General features: G+C 63.1%; 14 protein-coding genes and 1 pseudogene. 8 read left to right on the plus strand and 7 right to left on the minus strand.

Annotated elements, in window-relative coordinates; genetic code table 11:
• Positions 1 to 102: 102 nt before the first annotated feature.
• Positions 103 to 1,305: an MFS transporter gene (locus ACS4RS_RS04695; protein WP_439008518.1), complete on the plus strand. Its 1,203-nt coding sequence runs from the start codon at positions 103 to 105 to the stop codon at positions 1,303 to 1,305.
• Positions 1,306 to 1,319: 14 nt separating this feature from the next.
• Here ACS4RS_RS04695 and ACS4RS_RS04700 read toward each other — a convergent pair whose 3' ends face one another.
• Both ACS4RS_RS04700 and ACS4RS_RS04705 read right to left on the minus strand, forming a co-directional pair.
• Positions 1,320 to 1,763, minus strand: a complete 444-nt coding sequence (locus ACS4RS_RS04700; protein WP_439008517.1) for a YybH family protein — start codon at positions 1,761 to 1,763, stop codon at positions 1,320 to 1,322.
• A 120-nt stretch (positions 1,764 to 1,883) separates the two neighbouring features.
• On the minus strand, positions 1,884 to 2,288 hold the full coding sequence (locus tag ACS4RS_RS04705; RefSeq protein ID WP_439008516.1) for a GFA family protein: 405 nt from the start codon (positions 2,286 to 2,288) through the stop codon (positions 1,884 to 1,886).
• 54 nt (positions 2,289 to 2,342) lie between these two features.
• Between ACS4RS_RS04705 and ACS4RS_RS04710 the strand changes: the two genes are divergently transcribed.
• On the plus strand, positions 2,343 to 2,843 hold the full coding sequence (locus tag ACS4RS_RS04710; protein ID WP_439008515.1) for a MarR family transcriptional regulator: 501 nt from the start codon (positions 2,343 to 2,345) through the stop codon (positions 2,841 to 2,843).
• 225 nt (positions 2,844 to 3,068) lie between these two features.
• Here the strand turns inward: ACS4RS_RS04710 and ACS4RS_RS04715 are convergent, their stop codons facing one another.
• The 5 genes from ACS4RS_RS04715 to ACS4RS_RS04735 all read right to left on the minus strand — a co-directional run bounded on the left by ACS4RS_RS04715 (position 3,069) and on the right by ACS4RS_RS04735 (position 9,443).
• The gene (locus ACS4RS_RS04715; RefSeq protein WP_003545273.1) at positions 3,069 to 3,278 is read right to left on the minus strand and encodes a cold-shock protein; all 210 of its coding nucleotides are present in this window, start codon (positions 3,276 to 3,278) and stop codon (positions 3,069 to 3,071) included.
• A gap of 285 nt (positions 3,279 to 3,563) precedes the next feature.
• Positions 3,564 to 5,777 carry a 3-hydroxyacyl-CoA dehydrogenase NAD-binding domain-containing protein gene (locus ACS4RS_RS04720; RefSeq protein ID WP_439008514.1) on the minus strand — a complete coding sequence of 738 codons (2,214 nt, stop codon included), beginning with the start codon at positions 5,775 to 5,777 and terminating at the stop codon, positions 3,564 to 3,566.
• A gap of 16 nt (positions 5,778 to 5,793) precedes the next feature.
• Complete coding sequence (locus ACS4RS_RS04725) at positions 5,794 to 6,177, minus strand: cupin domain-containing protein (RefSeq protein WP_439008513.1); 384 nt, start codon at positions 6,175 to 6,177, stop codon at positions 5,794 to 5,796.
• A 2-nt stretch (positions 6,178 to 6,179) separates the two neighbouring features.
• Positions 6,180 to 7,388 carry an acetyl-CoA C-acetyltransferase gene (locus ACS4RS_RS04730; protein ID WP_439008512.1) on the minus strand — a complete coding sequence of 403 codons (1,209 nt, stop codon included), beginning with the start codon at positions 7,386 to 7,388 and terminating at the stop codon, positions 6,180 to 6,182.
• 258 nt (positions 7,389 to 7,646) lie between these two features.
• A complete protein-coding gene (locus ACS4RS_RS04735; RefSeq protein WP_439008511.1) occupies positions 7,647 to 9,443 on the minus strand; it encodes an acyl-CoA dehydrogenase C-terminal domain-containing protein in 1,797 nt (598 codons plus the stop codon).
• A 238-nt stretch (positions 9,444 to 9,681) separates the two neighbouring features.
• On the opposite strand from ACS4RS_RS04735, the gene ACS4RS_RS04740 reads away from it, so the two are divergent.
• The 6 genes and pseudogenes from ACS4RS_RS04740 to ACS4RS_RS04765 all read left to right on the plus strand — a co-directional run bounded on the left by ACS4RS_RS04740 (position 9,682) and on the right by ACS4RS_RS04765 (position 17,780).
• The gene (locus ACS4RS_RS04740; protein WP_439008510.1) at positions 9,682 to 10,371 is read left to right on the plus strand and encodes a DNA-3-methyladenine glycosylase I; all 690 of its coding nucleotides are present in this window, start codon (positions 9,682 to 9,684) and stop codon (positions 10,369 to 10,371) included.
• 75 nt (positions 10,372 to 10,446) lie between these two features.
• Positions 10,447 to 11,148, plus strand: a complete 702-nt coding sequence (locus ACS4RS_RS04745; protein ID WP_439008509.1) for an SDR family NAD(P)-dependent oxidoreductase — start codon at positions 10,447 to 10,449, stop codon at positions 11,146 to 11,148.
• 84 nt (positions 11,149 to 11,232) lie between these two features.
• Positions 11,233 to 11,598: a VOC family protein gene (locus ACS4RS_RS04750; protein WP_439008508.1), complete on the plus strand. Its 366-nt coding sequence runs from the start codon at positions 11,233 to 11,235 to the stop codon at positions 11,596 to 11,598.
• A gap of 328 nt (positions 11,599 to 11,926) precedes the next feature.
• A pseudogene (locus tag ACS4RS_RS04755) lies at positions 11,927 to 15,710 on the plus strand (peptidoglycan-binding protein).
• A gap of 346 nt (positions 15,711 to 16,056) precedes the next feature.
• A complete protein-coding gene (locus tag ACS4RS_RS04760; RefSeq protein ID WP_439008506.1) occupies positions 16,057 to 16,980 on the plus strand; it encodes a TSUP family transporter in 924 nt (307 codons plus the stop codon).
• On the plus strand, positions 16,980 to 17,780 hold the full coding sequence (locus tag ACS4RS_RS04765) for a TIGR02186 family protein (RefSeq protein ID WP_439008505.1): 801 nt from the start codon (positions 16,980 to 16,982) through the stop codon (positions 17,778 to 17,780). Before ACS4RS_RS04760 ends, ACS4RS_RS04765 begins: the two co-directional genes overlap by 1 nt.
• Positions 17,781 to 17,864: the final 84 nt, after the last annotated feature.

Raw genomic sequence — 17,864 nt, forward strand, 5'->3', positions numbered from 1 at the left:
TTCAAAATCTTTGACAGAACCATAAACGCAAAGAATTTGCCTTTACGATGCACTCGCCTTACATGGAGCTAACGCAACGGCTTAGCTTTAAGGGGCTTATATATGGTCGCCGCAGCCAAATCCACAGAGAATGCGCCGCACCCCTCGATCGGTTTCCATGCGCTGACGCTCGCCACCTTTTTCGGGGCCTCCGCGGCGCCGACGCCGCTCTATCGGATCTATCAGGAAAACTTCTCGCTATCGCCGGTGCTGATCACGGTGGTCTTCGCCGTCTACGCCTTCGCGCTGCTGGCAGCGCTCCTGACGGCCGGTTCGCTCTCGGATCATCTCGGCCGCAAGCCGGTGATCTTTTTCGCCCTGATGCTTGAAATCATCGCCATGGGCCTCTTCGTCGTCGCCAGCGGCCCCGGCTGGCTGATTGCGGCGCGGATCGTCCAGGGTATTGCGACCGGGATCGCCGGCGCGTCGCTCGGCGCCGCGCTCGTCGATGTCGACCGGGCAAAGGGGCAGATTGTCAATTCGATCGCGCCGCTTTGCGGCATGGCGGTGGGCGCGGTCGGCACCAGCGCCCTGATCCAATACGGCCCCTTCCCGATGCATCTGATCTATGCGCTGCTGCTTCTCGCCTTCACGCTGCTGGCAGCCGCGATCTGGCTGACGCATGAGACCGGCGGCACGCGGCCGGGCGCCCTCGGCTCGCTGATTCCGAGAGTCGCCATTCCCGCGCAGGCGAAACGGTCGCTGTCACTGGTGACGCCGATCAACATCGCCAACTGGACGCTCGCCGGCTTCTATCTTTCGCTGGTCCCGTCGCTGGTCGCCAGCACCACCGGCAGTAGCGCACCGTTGACCGGCGGGGCCGTCGTGACTGCGCTAATGGCAAGCGGAGCGATCAGCGTCTATCTCAGGCGCGGCAAGTCGGCCTCGGCCAATCTCGGTTTCGGCGTATCGGCCAAGACGCTCGGCATTCTGACGATCGTTGCCGGCGTGCATCTCGCCAATGTGCCGCTGCTGCTCATCGGCACCGTCTTCACCGGCGCCGGTTTCGGAACCAATTTCCTCGGCTCGATCGGCACCATCATGCCGCTCGCCAAGGCGGATGAGCGGGCCGGGCTGCTGTCGGCCTTCTACGTTCAGAGCTATCTCGCCTTCAGCCTGCCGGCGATCCTTGCCGGGTTCCTGGCGAAATCGGCCGGTTATGCGCTGACGACAGACATCTACGCGATTGTGATTCTGCTGTTGATGGGCGTCGGGATCATGGGAGTACGCGCCGGCCGGCGGAAGACGGCGGAGAATGCGGCCTGACATCCGAGGAGACGTCACGGCTCGAGATCGAGCAATGCGCGGCCGCTGCCATCCATGGCGAAGGGGACGGAAGCGTGCTGATGAGCGACAAGCCAGCGGCCATCCCGCTTGACGAGGCCGAGGGTCTGGCGGAACCAGAGATCGACCTGCGTGCCATCGGTCTTGGTGCCGGTCATGCGGGTGAGACCACTCCAGAAGGCGACTTCGCCGCCGACCGTCAATCTGGCATCGCGCACTTCGCCGCCGATCGGTCCTTCCCAGGTATCGAACCAGGACTGCACGCCGGCCTTGTCCTTGCCATTGATGACGAGTGGCGGCGCCAGCGAAAACTCGACGGAATCCTCGGCCTCATAGGAAAGCGCCTCTTCGGCGTTCTTTTCACCGAGCGCCTTGGCCCGCATCATCAGCATGGCGATGATTGCCTCTTCTTCATGCCTGGCATTGGCTTCGTCTTTCACAACCGTTCTCCTTTTCCACGATAGACAGAGGACGAACGGCGGGAGGACGATCCGACAAGATGCATTTCTCTTTGCGTCATTCCGAACGCAAAACCGCCACGCGGTTTTGCCGGAATTGCTTCAGAGATAACTCGTCACTTCAGGCTCGTTCCACCAGGCATCGTGCCTGCCGTCGTAATAACGGACTGATAAGGTTGCCAGTTCCTCAGGAGTGATATCGTCGAGGCAGGCGATGTTGATCGAGACATAGGCGCCGCCGATCGCCTCGACATAACCGTCGCCGAAGGCGGGCACGCCGCAGGTGCGGCAGAAGCGGTGATGGCCGCTCATCGTGTTGAACTGGTAATCTGATGTCTCAGCCGCGTCGCACATCAGCCGAAAATCCTCCGGCTTGACGTTGGCGCCCCAATAGCGCCGCTTGGCGCAGATCGAACAATTGCAGCGGCCGGTGCCCTCTTCGAGATCCATATCGGCCTCGTAGCGCACTTTGCCGCAATGGCAGCTTCCCTTGTAGGTCTTCTTCATGGCGCTCGCCTCGCTGTTGCCTTCAACACTCCGATATGACAATATGTTGTCACTATGAATGAGATACAGAATCGACAACATGTTGTCAAACAAAATCGGCCGGAGCGAACGATGGAGGGGAATGCCTTTTCCGCTTTCTCCATCACCGCCCTTCGCCTCGCCGGCCACCTGACGGCGGCGGGCGATCAGCTGGCAAAGCCTGCGGGACAGACAAGCGCGCGATGGCAGGTGCTGGCCGCGGCAAGGCGCGGCGACATGTCGGTGGCGCAGATTGCCCGTGCACTCGGCCTCGCCCGCCAGGGCGTGCAGCGGCTTGCCGACGTGCTGGAGGGTGAAGGGCTGATCGCCTATGCCGACAACCCGCAGCACCAGCGGGCCAAGCTGGTGCGGCTGACGGCGGAAGGGGCCGCCCGGCTCGGCGTCATCGAGGTGGCGCAGGCCGGATGGGCCGATGGGTTGGGCTCCGCCTTCACAGCAACCGAGCTCGATGCCGCGAGGGCGGTGATGGCGCGGGTGATGGAGATGCTGGAGGCCGAAGAGGCGTCGCGCGGCTGAACGATCGGCCTTGCGATGATACGGCCGAGGCTGACCGCACAATAAAAAAGGCCGGGCTAACCCGACCTTCCCTGCCATCTCAACGAACCGTGCCAGTACTTCCGTGGTCACGCTCGGGAGATGATATTTCAAAGCTCCACGCGTCCAAAGGACGCGCTGCTTTTTATTCTACGCAATTCCGGACGGAAAACCGCTTCGCACTTTTCCTGGAAATTGCTCTGGGCTTTATGCCGCCTGGAGGCGGTCTGCCGACATCTTGCCAGACTTGTTGTCGCGGACGAGCTCGTAAGACAGCTTCTGGCCATCCTTGAGATCGCGCATGCCGGCGCGTTCAACGGCCGAAATGTGGACGAAAACGTCGGCAGCGCCGTCATCCGGCTGAATGAAGCCGAAGCCCTTGGTTGCGTTGAACCACTTTACGGTACCAGTGCTCATGACGATATCCTTTTCGAATCGTTCATAGAAGATTGCCGCGCGAGCCGAAGCACGAGCGGCGATGAAAACCGATTTTGGAGGAAGTTCGCCAGGAACGACGCAAGCGCCGTTTCAAAGTTCATCTAGCAAGATCGATGCGAGAACGTTTAATCGGAAATTGTGTCCGTGACAAGGCGTTCGCACGGGAAAGTCGAACTATCTCGGATGGTGTGGCCGCCCCCTCTGCCCTGCCGGGCAGAGGGGTCAAGCACGGCACCACGGTAAGAGTCGGCTGCACTAAACAGCTTACGCCGCCACCTTCGCTCCCGCATAAGGATCAAACCGCCGATAAAACGTCTCACCCTTGGTAGCCATATCCCTCAGCAGCGGCGTCGGCTTGAAATGATCTCCGTAAGTCCCAGCTAACTCCTCCGCCAGATCCACGAAGGCCTTCGCGCCCATTCCGTCGATATAGCTCAGCGCTCCGCCGGTATAGGGTGCGAAGCCGAAGCCGAGGATCGAGCCGACGTCGGCTTCGCGCGGATCGGTGACGATGCCTTCCTCGACGGTGCGGGCGGCTTCCAGCGCTATTGTGACGAGGAAGCGTTGCTTCAGCACATTGACGTCGACCTCAACCGCCTTCTTCTGCGGATATAGCGTCTTCAGCTCGGGCCAGAGGGACTTCTTTGCCGGTTTCGGCGGGTAATCGTAGAAGCCCTTGGAATTCTTGCGACCGAAGCGGCCCTCCTTTTCCACCATGCGGGAAATGAGCTCCATATGCCTGGGGTCGATGGCCTTCTCGCCGAGATCGGCGACGGTGGCTTTGAGGATCTTCAGCGAGAGGTCGATAGCGACCTCGTCGTTCAGCGCTAACGGACCTACCGGCATGCCGGCCATCTTGGCGGCATTCTCGATCATCGCGGGCGGCACGCCCTCGATCAGCATGTCGTAGCTTTCCGACATGTAGCGCAGCACGCAGCGATTGACGAAGAAACCGCGGGTGTCGTTGACGACGATCGGCGTCTTCTTGATGGCCGCGACATAATCGAGCGCGACGGCGAGCGCCTTGTCGCCGGTCTCCTTGCCGAGGATGACCTCGGTCAGCATCATCTTCTCCACAGGCGAGAAGAAGTGGATGCCGATGAAATCGACCGGGCGCTTGGAATTCTTCGCCAGCCCGGTGATCGGCAGGGTCGAGGTATTGGAGGCGAAGATCGCGCCTTCGGGCAGCACGGCTTCAACAGCCTCGATGACCGACTTCTTCACCTCACGATCCTCGAACACCGCCTCGATGACGAGACCCGCAGTGGCAAGGTCGGCATAGTCGGCCGAGGGCGTGATGCGGGCAAGAAGGGCTGTGGCCTCGTCCTGCGTAAACCGTCCCTTACCGACGGAATCCTTGACGAGGCCTTCGCAAACGGCCTTTCCCTTGACGGCCGCCTCCATGTCGCGGTCGATCAGCGTCACCGCCAGACCGGCAGCAGCCGTGACATAGGCGATCGAGGCGCCCATGAAGCCGGCGCCGACGACGCCCACATGTTTCAGCTCGGTCTTGGCGTGGCCTGCCGGGCGGCGGGCGCCCTTGCCGAGTTCCTGCATGGAGATGAACAGCGAACGGATCATCGAGAAGGCTTCGCGGGTCTGCAGCACCTCGGTGAAATAACGTTGCTCGATCTTCAGGCCGGTGTCGAAGGGCACCTGCAGGCCTTCGTAAACGCATTTCAGGATGGCGAGCGCGGCCGGATAATTGCCGGATGTTTCGCGGCGCAGAATTGCCGGTGCGGCCGGCCAGAGTTGGGCCGAGGCCGGCGTCCAGATGCCGCCGCCCGGCAGCTTGAAGCCCTTCTCGTCCCAGGGAGCCACCGGCTTCAGGCCGTCCTTGATCATCTGCTTTGCTGCGGGGATCAGTTGATCAGGCTCGACCACCTGATGCACGAGGTTCATCGCCTTGGCGCGCGAGCCGGTCAGCGACTGGCCCGTCGTCATCATCTGCAGCGCGTCTTGTGCATTGGCCAGCCGCGGCACGCGCTGGGTGCCGCCGGCACCGGGGAAGATGCCGACCTTGACCTCGGGCAGCGCAATCTTGACGCTCTTGGCATTGGAGGCGACACGGCCGTGGCAGGCGAGCGACAGTTCGAAAGCCCCGCCCATGCAGGTGCCGTTGATGGCGGAAACCCAAGGCTTGCCCGATGTTTCAAGTTTGCGGAACAGTCCGGACATTCGCCCGACTAGGCCGAAGAGCGTCTGAACCGCCGTCTCCGGGCTCTTTTCCTTCTCATCCTGATAGGCGCCGAACATCGACTTGATCATGGACAGATCAGCGCCGCCGGAGAAGGAGGATTTACCGGAGGTGACGACGACGCCCTTGACGGCGGCATCAGCGGTGGTGGCGTCGATGATGGCGTCGAGTTCGGCCATCACCTCGGCGGTGAAGACGTTCATCGATTTGCCGGGCATGTCCCAGGTGACGAGAGCGATGCCATCGGCGTCGGTTTCGAGCGTGAAATTGGTGTAGGTCATTAGGCTTCCTTCCCGATCAATCCGACAAATGGCTGCGCTGTGCGTCTACGGTCTTCGTCTTTTCGGTGACGACATCGCCGGTATGCTTCGTCTGCGACGGCTCGAAAAGCACGATCCAGCATTCCTCCTCGGCCACCGGATTATGCTCGACACCCTTCGGCACGACGTGAAAATCACCAGCCTTGAGATGTACACGCGGGCGGTCGCGATATTCGATTGTCAGCGCTCCCTTCCAGATGAGAAAAAGCTCATCCTCGTCACGGTGGGAATGCCAGGTGAGTTGGCCCTGGACCTTGGCGAGCTTGACGCTCTGGCCGTTGAGATCAGCGATTACGCGGGGCGACCAGTGTTCGGTGACCTCGTCGTATTCGGTTTCGATCGTGCCGGTGTTGAAGCTCATCATTAGACCCTTTCGATAACCGTCGCAGTGCCCATGCCGGCGCCGATGCAGAGCGTCACCAGCGCAGTGTTCAAGTCGCGGCGTTCGAGCTCGTCCAATACGGTGCCGAGGATCATCGCGCCGGTGGCGCCGAGCGGATGGCCCATGGCGATGGCACCGCCATTGACGTTGATCCTGGTGTGGTCGATGTCGAAGGCCTGCATGTAGCGCAACACCACGGCGGCGAAGGCCTCGTTCAGTTCGAAGAGATCGATATCGGCAAGGCGCATGCCGGTCCGCTTCAACAGCTTCTCGGTCACATCGACGGGTCCGGTCAGCATCAGGGCCGGATCGGAGCCGATATTGGCGAAAGCCTTGATGCGGGCGCGCGGCTTCAGCCCCATGCTTTCGCCGCCGGCCTTGGAGCCCAGGAGAACGGCAGCGGCGCCGTCGACGATGCCGGAGGAATTGCCCGCATGGTGGACATAGTTGATGCGCTCGATCTCAGGATGGGCCTGGATGCCGACGGCTTCGAAGCCGCCCATCTCGCCGGGCATCTGGAAGGAGGGATTGAGGGAGGCGAGCGCCTGCATGTCGGTGCCGGGGCGCATATGCTCGTCCTTATCCAAGATCGTCAGGCCGTTCTGGTCCTTGACCGGAACGACCGATCTATCAAACCAGCCCTGCTGCCAGGCATGGGCGGCGCGCTTCTGGCTCTCGACGGCGTAAGCGTCGACATCGGTTCGGCTGAAACCGTATTTGGTGGCAATCAGATCGGCCGACACACCCTGCGGCATGAAATAGGCCGGGAAATTCACCGAGGGGTCCATGAACCAGGCGCCGCCGGACATGCCGAGGCCGACGCGGGACATGCTTTCGACGCCGCCCGCGATGACGATGTCGTCGGCCCCTTGGGCGATCTTGCCGGCGGCGAAATTGACGGCATCGAGGCCGGAGGCGCAGAAACGGGAGATCTGCATGCCGGGCGCCCGGGTGGAATAACCGGCCTCGAAAGCGGCCGCCTTGGGAATGACGGCGCCGGCATCCATGACCGGATCGACGCAGCCCATAATGATGTCGTCGACAGTCGCAGTGTCCAGCCCGTTGCGATCGCGGATCGCTTCCAGCGTCTTGGCCGCCAGGCGGACGGACGGCACCTCATGCAGGGCGCCATCCTTCTTTCCGCGGCCGCGCGGCGTGCGGACGTGATCGTAAATGAAAACCTCGGTCATTGTCTCGTCTCCCTGGCGGCGCGGCGGCGCCGGTAAATTTCGTGTTTTCTCTTCTCCCCGGCGGGGGTCCGAAGGACGGGTCGAGACCAGTGGCTCGACCCTGGGCAAAGCGAGGCGATGAGGGGTCTCCGGCAAAGCCGGAGCCAGAAGAAAGCCGCGCCTGCGGCCCCTCATCCGACCCTTCGGGCCACCTCTGCCTGGGTCGAGCCACAGGTCTCGACCCGTCCTTCAGACCCCGCAGGGGAGAAGGGGACGCAATCAAAACGCTTCCGCGGCCAGTTCCATCATCGTGTCGGCGCCGGCTTCGATGCGGGCCTTGCGAAGGGCGGTTTCCGGCATGATCCGCTCCATGAAGAATTTCGCCGTAATCAGCTTATTCTTCAGGAAATCCTCGCGGGCTCCATCGCCGAATGCAAGGCCGTCCTCGGCTGCTTTCGCCATCTTTGCCCACATATAACCGAGAACGACGAGGCCGAAGAGATGCATATAGTCGGTCGAGCCGGCGCCGGCATTGTCGGGCTTGGCCATGGCGTTCTGCATGAACCACATGGTCGCGGCCTGGACGTCGTTCAAGCCCTTCTTCAGATGCTTGGTGAAGAAGGAGAGCTTTTCGTCGCTGCGGTTCTCCTCGCAGAAATCACCGATCTCTTTGAACAGCGCCATGGCGGCGCGGCCGCCGTTCAAGGCCAGCTTGCGGCCGACGAGATCGAGCGCCTGAATGCCGTTGGCGCCTTCATAGATCATGGCGATGCGGGCATCGCGCACATACTGGCTCATGCCGTGTTCTTCGATATAGCCGTGGCCGCCGAAGACCTGCTGGGCCATGACGGCATGGTCGAAGCCCTTGTCGGTCATCACGCCCTTGAGGATCGGGGTGACGAGGCCGAGAATATCGTCGGCTGTCTGGCGCTCCTTGTCGTCGGTGGCGCGGTGGGCGATATCGGATTTCAGCGCCGTCCACAGCAGGAAGGCGCGGCCGGCCTCGTTGAAGGCGCGAATGGTCATCAGCGTCCGGCGGATATCGGGATGGACAATGATCGGATCGGCCTTCTTATCCGGCGCCTTGGGGCCGGACAGCGAACGACCCTGGATGCGGTCGCGGGCGTAGTTGGCGGCATTCTGATAGGCGATCTCGGAAATGGCGATACCCTGCAGGCCGACCATCAGGCGGGCCTCGTTCATCATCACGAACATGGCGTTGAGGCCGCGATTTTCGGCGCCGATCAGGAAGCCGGTCGCCTCGTCGTAATTCATGACGCAGGTGGCGTTGGCATGGATGCCCATCTTGCGCTCGATCGCACCGCAGGAAACAGCGTTGCGGGCGCCAAGTGCGCCATCCTTGCCGACCAGAAATTTCGGCACGATGAAGAGCGATATGCCCTTGGTACCCTCCGGCGCGCCCTCGATGCGGGCAAGCACCAGATGGACGATATTGTCGGCCAGGTCATGCTCACCGGCGGAGATGAAGATCTTCTGGCCGGAGATCTTGTAGCTGCCGTCGCCTTGCGGCACTGCCTTAGTGCGCAGCATGCCGAGATCGGTGCCGCAATGCGGCTCGGTCAAGTTCATGGTGCCGGTCCAGGCGCCGTCCACCATCTTCGGCAGATAGGTGGTTTTCTGCTCGGTCGAACCGTGGGCGAGAATCGCGGCGATCGCGCCCTGCGTCAGGCCCGGATACATCATCAACGACATGTTGGCGGCGGAGGTATATTCGCCGACGGCGGTATGCAGCGTATAGGGAAGCCCCTGCCCGCCGAATTCCTCCGGCACCGCAAGGCCGATCCAGCCGCCATCGCGATAGGCTTTGTAAGCATCCTTGAAGCCCTTCGGCGTCGAGACGCTGGCATCGTCGTGGCGCGTGCAGCCTTCCTGATCGCCGGAATAATTCACGGGAAAGAGAACTTCTTCGGCCACCTTGGCCGCCTCGCCGAGGATCGCTTCAATCATATCGGGCGTGGCGTCGGCAAAACCCGGCAGATTATTGTAGCGTTCGAGGCCCAGCACATCGTTCAGGACGAAGAGCGTATCGTTCACCGGGGCCTTGTAGACTGGCATCTGTCAAATTCCTCCCATTCGACTGCCGGTCGCGCCGGCCTCGCGGACTGTCTTACAAAATATTGACGTTTGCGTAAACGTCAAAATCGGTACCTTGGCCGCCTTTCGCGAAAAAAATTGCGGGCGCGAATCCGCAACTGCTGCTGGCTGACGAGACGTCATCTCCCCTTCCTTGTCCATCGCGGAACGGCGTATAAGCGGGAAGGCTCTTTAAACGGCAGATCGGGAATGCTTCAGGATGATCAGTTTCGACGCGATAAGGCAGCGTGCGGAGCAGCGGAAAGGCGGCGCGGCCGCGCTGCAGGCAATGCTGGAAAAACATCGACCGGATCACGAGACGCTGCGCGCCATGCCCGACGACCGCATCCTCGCCGATATGACCCGGCGTATCTTCTACAGCGGCTTCGTCCAGAAGGTGATCGATGCGAAGTGGCCGGGTTTCGAAGCGGCGTTTTCCGGTTTCGATCCGGCAATGCTGAATATCGCGCCTGACGATTATTGGCATGAGCTGACCTCGGACGAACGGATCATCCGCAACGGCGCCAAGATCATGTCGGTGCGCGCCAATGCCGCCTTCATCCGGGAACTGGCGAAGGAACATGGCAGCGCCGGCGCCTTCTTCGCCGACTGGCCGCGGGAGGACCAGATCGGCCTTCTCGACCTGTTGAGCAAACGCGGCAGCCGGCTCGGCGGCATGACCGGGCAATATTTCCTGCGCGGCATCGGCCGCGACAGCTTCGTCGCAACGATCGATGTGCTAGCCTGCCTGCGATCGGCGGGCGTGCCGCTGTCTGCCTCCGGCACAGCGAAGAAAGATCAGCCGCTGATCCAGCGGGCCTTTAATGAATGGGCCGAGGAGACCGGCCTTTCCTTCATTCACCTCTCGCGCATCAGCGCCTATTCGATCGATGCGGGAGAGCCGCACTGAAATTCCCGTCAGGGCGCTGGCACGAGCCATTGGCACTTCCTACCTCTTTCGGACGATCCACGCAGGAAGATACACATGTCCGATTTTCCCTATGCCAGCGCACTCATCGTCGGGGCGGGTTCCGGCATCAGCGCGTCGCTCGCCCGGCAATTGTCGGCGCTCGGAGTCAAGGTAGGGCTTGCCGCCCGCAACATCGAAAAGCTCCAGGCGCTCTTGGAGGAAACAGGCGCCAGCGCGTTCAGCGCCGATGTTTCGCAGCCTGCCAGCGTCGCGGCGCTGTTCGAAGAGGCCGCCGCCACCATCGGCGGGCCAGAAGTAGTGATCTTCAATGCCGGCGCCCGGGTGCGCGGCCCGCTTGCCGAACTCGACCCCGCCGAGGTGGAAAAGGCGATCGCGACCACCGCTTTCGGCGGCTTTCTGGTGGCGCAACAGGCGGCGCAGCACATGATACCGCGCGGCCGCGGCGCGATCTTCATCACCGGTGCTTCGGCAAGCGTGAAAGGCTTTGCGCAATCGGTTCCCTTCGCTATGGGCAAGTTCGCGCTGCGCGGCCTTGCCCAGAGTGCCGCCCGCGAGCTCGGGCCGATGGGCATCCATGTCGCCCATTTCGTCATCGACGGCGGCGTGCGTTCCGAAATCCGGCCGGACCGGGCGGAGAAACCCGACGGCACGCTGCTGCCGGACGCGATCGCCCAGACCTATATCGACGTGCTTCGCCAGCACCGCAGTGCATGGTCGCTGGAAGTGGAAGTCCGGCCATGGACGGAGAACTTCTGAGCTGCCGGCGGCGCAGAAGAGGCCGCTTTCGCGGCGGTTGCGAACAGACTATGTTTCGGCGAAAGAGCTGGCAGGGAGGAACCGATGCCGCGACTGGACCATGTCACCATCGAAACACGCGATGCGCCTCGCATGATCGGCTTCTTCAAGACCGTGCTCGGCGTCGAGGAAGGCTATCGGCCGCCTTTCCCCTCGCCCGGCCACTGGCTCTATCTCGACGACCGCCCGGTCATCCATCTCAGCCTGACATCGCGCAGCAGCGATTTTCCGCCCGGCATCTTCAACCACGTCGCCTTCAGCCTTTACGAATTCGGCCCGGCGCTGGAGCGCATCAAGGCGAGCGGCTATCGCTACGAATATTACGATATCCCCGACACCGATCTCGGCCAGGTCTTCGTTTACGGCCCCGAGGGCGTGAAGATCGAGCTGCAGTATAAGCGGCCGACCTGAACGCGCCATCGCCGTCCGATCCGACCAATTGGCCGGCAATTGCCGCCAGAAACGGCGTTTTGAGCCCAAACGTTAAAAAATTCTCAGCGGCATTAACGGCTTGTTTACCACGTTTCGTGAAAGGTGCGGATTGAGCAATAGCAATCCGCATTCCTTTTCCCAGTCTCGCGTTTCCCAGGAATGCCGCTACATCGTTCAGCTTGAGGAAAGTCTAATTGACTAACTTCTGATGAAAGATGCTCCGGTCCGCGTGAAGACGCTGGCCATAGACGGAAAAGCCACGGATCGAGCTCTGACGAGGGGTCGAGCAGTCGAAGCGAGCAAGAAGATGAACGGATCGCGATCAAATCCTTCCCGACAGTCCGACAGGACCTCGCTCGATGCGCTGAACCGCACGATCGAGGGGCTGGAGGCACGCATTGAAGGGCTGATGGGCAGCGGGCGCGAACAGCGGCCGCGCACGGCAACCGCCGAGCGCGATCCCTATGCCGGCTCCAGCGCTCCGCGCCCGGCAAGGGCGCCGATCGAGCCGCGGCCGGATCCGCTCGCCGAAATCCGCCAGCGGCAGCGCGCGCTCGAAGCCGGCCGTGAGCGGCCCTACGGACGCGAGCCGGCCCCGCAATTGCGCGACCCTGCGCCGCGCCCCGCACCGCAGGCAGCACCCGCCTTCCGCGCCGGCGACGACACGATGACGGAGATCGCCCAGGCGCTTGTCAACCTGCGCCAGGACCTGAAGCGCGACATTTCCGAAGGCGTCACCCGCGAGATGAACGCGCTGCGCGCCGAACTTCGCGAGATCAAGACGAATGCCGGAGACGGCCGCTTCGCCGACGACATGCGCGCCGATATGGGCCGCCTTGCCCAGAGTATCACCCAGTTGACCGGCCGTTCGAGCGCCCCGGAGGCCGCCGGCCTTCGCGAGGATTTCGAGGAGCTGCGCTCGCTGATGGACGGGCTGGCGCGCGAGGATCTGCTGCGCCATATGGAAAATCGCTGGGACGGCTTCGAAAGCCGGCTCGCCGCCCTCGATACCGAGGGGCTGCAGGAAGAGCTGGTTTCGCTCGCCTACCGGCTCGACGACATCAAGCGCCATATCGGCGGCATGGGCGAAAGCCCGGCGGTCAGGGCGCTCGAGGACAAGCTCATCGCCATCGCCACGGCGATGGAACAGTTCGGCAGCATGATCCAGCCGCACGACCGGGTGATGTCCGAACAGTTCGCAGCCATGGACATGCGGCTCGACGAGATCAGCCGGGCGATCGCGGCCAGCGGACGCGCGGCCGCCGCCAACGATCCGGGGCTGATGCAGCGGCTGGAAGGCCGGCTTTCGGCGCTCGCCGACCAGATCGACCTGATGAGCCATGATGCGGCCAATCGTGCAACGCCTGATGACGAGCTGGCGCTGCGGCTGGAGGCGCTGACATCTCGCGTCGAGGAGCTGAGCAAGGCGGAAGCGACGTCGCGGCTCGACGAACGGCTGGAACATCTGTCCTATCTGCTGGAGCACACCCAGAAGGCCGCGCCGCAGCCCGACCTCACCGGACCGCTTTCCGACATTTCCCGCAAGATCGACGCGCTCGAGAACGGCGCCGTCAACGACGTGCTGGCGCAGCGGCTCGATTATCTCGCCCGACGCATCGACGAGATGGCCCATCAGCCGCCGGCGCCGGCCGCTGCGGTCGACGACGGTGCCTTCCGGCGCCTCGAAGGACGGCTGAGCGACATCGCCGCCCGGCTGGAAGAGAGCACGGCGGCAGCGCCGACCGATCCGCACGCGCTGAAGAACCTCGAAGACCAGATCGCCAATCTTTCGGCCCTGATGAGCGAGCCGCGCGAAAGCGCTGCGATCCCCGCCGATCTCGACCGGCGCATGGGCGCGATCGAAGATTATATGGCGACGAGCGACGAATATATTATCGAGGCAGCGCGCCAGGCGGCGGAAGCCGTCGTCGAGGCCTATTCGCGCAATGGCGCCGCGCAGGGCGGCGTGCCCGCCGCCGACATGTCGGCGCTGACGGCTCTCGCCGAAGATCTGCGCCATCTCGAGGATATCAGCCGCGATAGCGAGGAACGCACGCACAAGACCTTCAAGGCGCTGCACGAGACGCTGGTGCATATCGCCGACCGCCTCGACGGCATGGAAGAGCGCGGACGGCCGGCCGCCCAAATGCCGTTGGCCGAGGTCGATTTCGATGTCGATCCCTATGCGCTGATGGTGGCCGAGGCCGAGATGAACAAGGCGCCGGCCGCTGTCGTGACGGCGAAGGCCTCCCCGGTCATCCGCACCGCCGAGGTCGCCGCCGAACCTGCCGCCCCGGCGCAGGCAACCGCCATGAGCGGAACAAGCGCGATCGCCATTGAAGCCGCGACCAGAACATCGGAGGCTGCTACTCCAGCGCTGGCAGGCACCGGCAAAGGCCAGTCTGCTCGCCAGTCTCGGCAAACGGCTGCTGCCCGGCAAGAAGACCGAGAGCCGGGCAACCGAACGCCCGATGATCGACCCCGCGCCGTCGATCGATCCCGCCGACGTGGTGCCGACCGACGCGTCCAACGAACTGCTCGAGCCGGGCTCGGGCGCACCGGACGTCAAGAAGATCCTCGAGCGGGTCCGCGCCAGCCAGAGTGCGGCACGCGGCAAACCTGCCGCCGAAACCGATCGCGCCGATTATATCGCCGCTGCCCGCCGCGCCGCTCAGGCGGCCGCGATGGAGGTGGACGCCAATCCGAAACAGGCAGCCGTCAAAGGCGAGAAGAAGGCTGCCGACAAGGCCGGCAAGATTTCCGACAAGACGGATAAGACAGGCAAGACCAGCGCCTTTTCGCGCTACCGCCGGCCGATCCTGCTGGCAGTCGGTGCCGTGCTGCTCGCGATCATGGCCTTTCCGCTTGCGAGAACGCTGACGAGCGGCGAGAGCGCGCCGCAGGCGCCGGCCGAGGTCTCGGCGCTGACCGGCGCGACGGAAAGCCCGCAGCCGGCCTCGCCTGAGGTGACACCCGCCCAGCCGGAGAACAATGCGGCAGACATGGCCGCTCCCGCAGCGGAGGCGACGCCACCGGCCGGCGAGCAGGCACAGCCGCAAGCAGCCCCGCCGGTTGCCGGCGATCATCTGACCGACGCAACGCCGCTCGATGGCGAGGGGGCGGCGACGCTTGCCCCGGCCGCCCCATCGGGTGCTGCGGCGGAGACATCGGGCTTCGTCCCGAACACGCCGGCCGCATCCGGCCCGCAGGCCGCTATCACCAGTCCCGATACCATCCAGCCGAAATCGCTTGCCGATGCGGCGCAGAGCGGCGATGCGCTGGCGCTGTTTGAGATCGGCGCGCGTTATTCGGACGGCCGCAACGGCATCACGGTCGATCAGAAGCAGGCCGCAGGCTGGTACCAGCTTTCGGCCGACAAGGGTTTTGCGCCGGCGAAATACCGGCTCGGCAGCATGTACGAGAAGGGCAACGGCGTCGAACGCGACATCGCCAGGGCCAAGGGCTTCTACGAACAGGCTGCGAACCAGGGCAATGCCAGCGCCATGCACAATCTCGCCGTGCTCTACGCCTCCGGCGCGCTGGGCCAGCAGGATTATGCGACGGCGGCCTCGTGGTTCACCAAGGCCGCCAACCTCGGCATCACCGACAGCCAGTTCAACCTGGCGATCCTCTGTGCGAGGGGCAACGGCGTTCCGGCGGATCTCGAAGAATCCTACAAATGGTTTGCGATCGCCGCCAAGGCCGGCGACAAGGATGCGGCGCAGAAGCGCGACGAAGTGTCCAAAGCCATGAAGCCCGACCAGCTCGAACGCGCCCGCGCCAAGGCCGATCTCTGGAAGCCGGAGCCGCTCGACCACCGTAGCAATACCATCGACATTCCGGATGAATGGGCGGGAACGGGCCTGAAGACGGCGAGCGTCGACATGAAGAAGGCGGTCCGCAACATCCAGGCGATCCTCAACAATAACGGCTTCGACGCCGGGACGCCGGATGGCGAAATGGGCGCCAAGACGGTGACCGCGATCAAGAACTTCCAGAAGTCGATCGGCCAGGAGCCGGACGGCAAGGTGACCGACGCAACCGTCAAGGCACTGCTCGAACGCAACAAGCAGGGAGCCAAGGCGATCTAGCGCATTTCCTCGCCCTCGGGGGCGGGAATGACCTCTATCGTGTTTGCGCCAAACCGGGCGCAAACCGCACGGCCCTTATGCTGAAATTGCTTTACAAAAAGCCTGGCGGCACTATGCCGCAAGGCTTTTTCCAATTTTGCCGCCGACTGTCACAAAACCTGAAAAAAGCCGGATTATGCGGGACATATCCATCCGCGCATCCGGCGAATCTTCTGCCACCGATCTCCATTGCTCGATCCAAGGGCCGATCGAAAGCCTCTGGCAACGATTTCACAGTATGGTGCGCATTCGAACGGGGACGTGACAGAAACCGCCCGGCAGGAGCGGTCATCATTCGGGGTCGGCTGTGACAATCTATCTGCCCATCGCAGAATTGTCGGTGAACATCTTCATCATTCTCGGCATGGGGGCGGCCGTCGGATTCCTGTCTGGAATGTTCGGCGTCGGCGGCGGCTTTCTGATCACGCCGCTGCTGATCTTCTACAATATTCCCCCGGTCGTTGCCGTCGCCACCGGCGCCAACCAGGTCGTGGCCTCGTCGATCTCCGGCGCGATCACCCATTTCCGGCGCGGCACGCTCGACGTCAAGCTCGGCACGGTGCTTTTGATCGGCGGCCTCGCCGGCGCCACGGTCGGCATCTGGATCTTCTCGCTGCTGCGCGCCATCGGTCAGCTCGATCTGATCATCTCGCTGATGTATGTCATCTTCCTCGGCACGGTCGGCGGGCTGATGCTGCTCGAAAGCATCAATGCCATCCGGCGGGCGGCGCGCAACGAGCCGCCGGCGCCACGCAAACCCGGCCACCAGCACTGGGTGCACAGACTGCCGCTGAAGGTGCGCTTCAAGAAATCGAAGATCTTTCTCAGCGTCATTCCGATTGTCGCGCTCGGTTTCGCGATCGGCATCCTCACCTCGATCATGGGCGTCGGCGGCGGCTTCATCATGGTGCCGGCGATGATCTATCTGTTGCGCATCCCGACCAATGTCGTCGTCGGCACGTCGTTGTTCCAGATCATTTTCGTGACCGCCTATACGACGGTCGTCCAGGCGGCAACGAACTTTTCCGTCGATATCGTGCTCGCCTTCATCCTGATGGTGGCAGGCGTCATCGGCGCGCAATACGGCGTGCGCGTCGGCCAGAAGCTGCGCGGCGAACAGCTGCGCGCCCTGCTCGGCCTGCTGGTGCTCGCCGTCGGCCTGCGTCTGGCGATCGCCCTGGTGGTGACGCCTGCCGACGTCTATTCGGTGGTGATCGGAGCCGGTAACTGATGCGCCTGCTTGCCGCCGTCATCACATTGCTTTGCCTGCTGCCGGCGGCCGCCGGAGCGCAATGGCTGCCGGGGCAGTCAACCGAAACGGTGCGCGAAGGGCTTGAGATCGGCACGTCAACCAGCGAAATCGCCATCACCTCGGATTTCCACGGCGCCGATCTGACCATCTTCGGGGCGCTGTCGAATACCGACCAGCTGCTGCTCGCCATCGGCCAATATGACGTCGTCGTGGTGCTGGAGGGCCCGCGCCAGGATGCGACGGTACGCAAGAAGGAGCGGGTCTTCGGCATCTGGGTGAATACGCGCTCGATGACCTTCGAATCCGTGCCGCACTCCTATTCGATGTCGAGTTCGCGGATGATCGACGACCTGACGACGCCGCTCGAACTGACCGATCAGGGGATCGGCATCGACCATATTCCGCTGACTCCGGTCGGCTTCGTCGGCGACGGCAGCAATCTCGCCGAATTCCGCGATGCCTTCCGGCGACTGCAGCAGGGCGGCGGGTTCTACGACCGCAACCCGAGCGGCGTGCGCTTCGTTTCCTCCAACCTTTTCAAGGCGAGCTTGCGCCTGCCGGCAAACATTCCGAATGGCGTCCACACCGTGCGCGCCTATCTCTTCAAGAGCGGTACTCTGATTACCGATGAATCGCTGCCGCTGCGTGTCATCAAGACCGGCATCGAGCAGACGATCACCGACGCCGCGCATGGTCAGCCGATCCTCTACGGCTGCGCAGCCGTGTTGCTCGCCGTCATCACCGGCTGGGGCGCCAGCCTGATCTTCCGCAAGGACTGATCCACGGCCGGCGCGGCACTCACACAAACTTCCTCTCCGGAATGGCGCGCGTTCAAACGGCGGCGCGGGTGTGACTCGTCCTGC

The sequence above is a fragment of the Rhizobium sp. F40D2 genome, from assembly GCF_051810745.2.
Classification (GTDB): Bacteria; Pseudomonadota; Alphaproteobacteria; order Rhizobiales; family Rhizobiaceae; genus Rhizobium.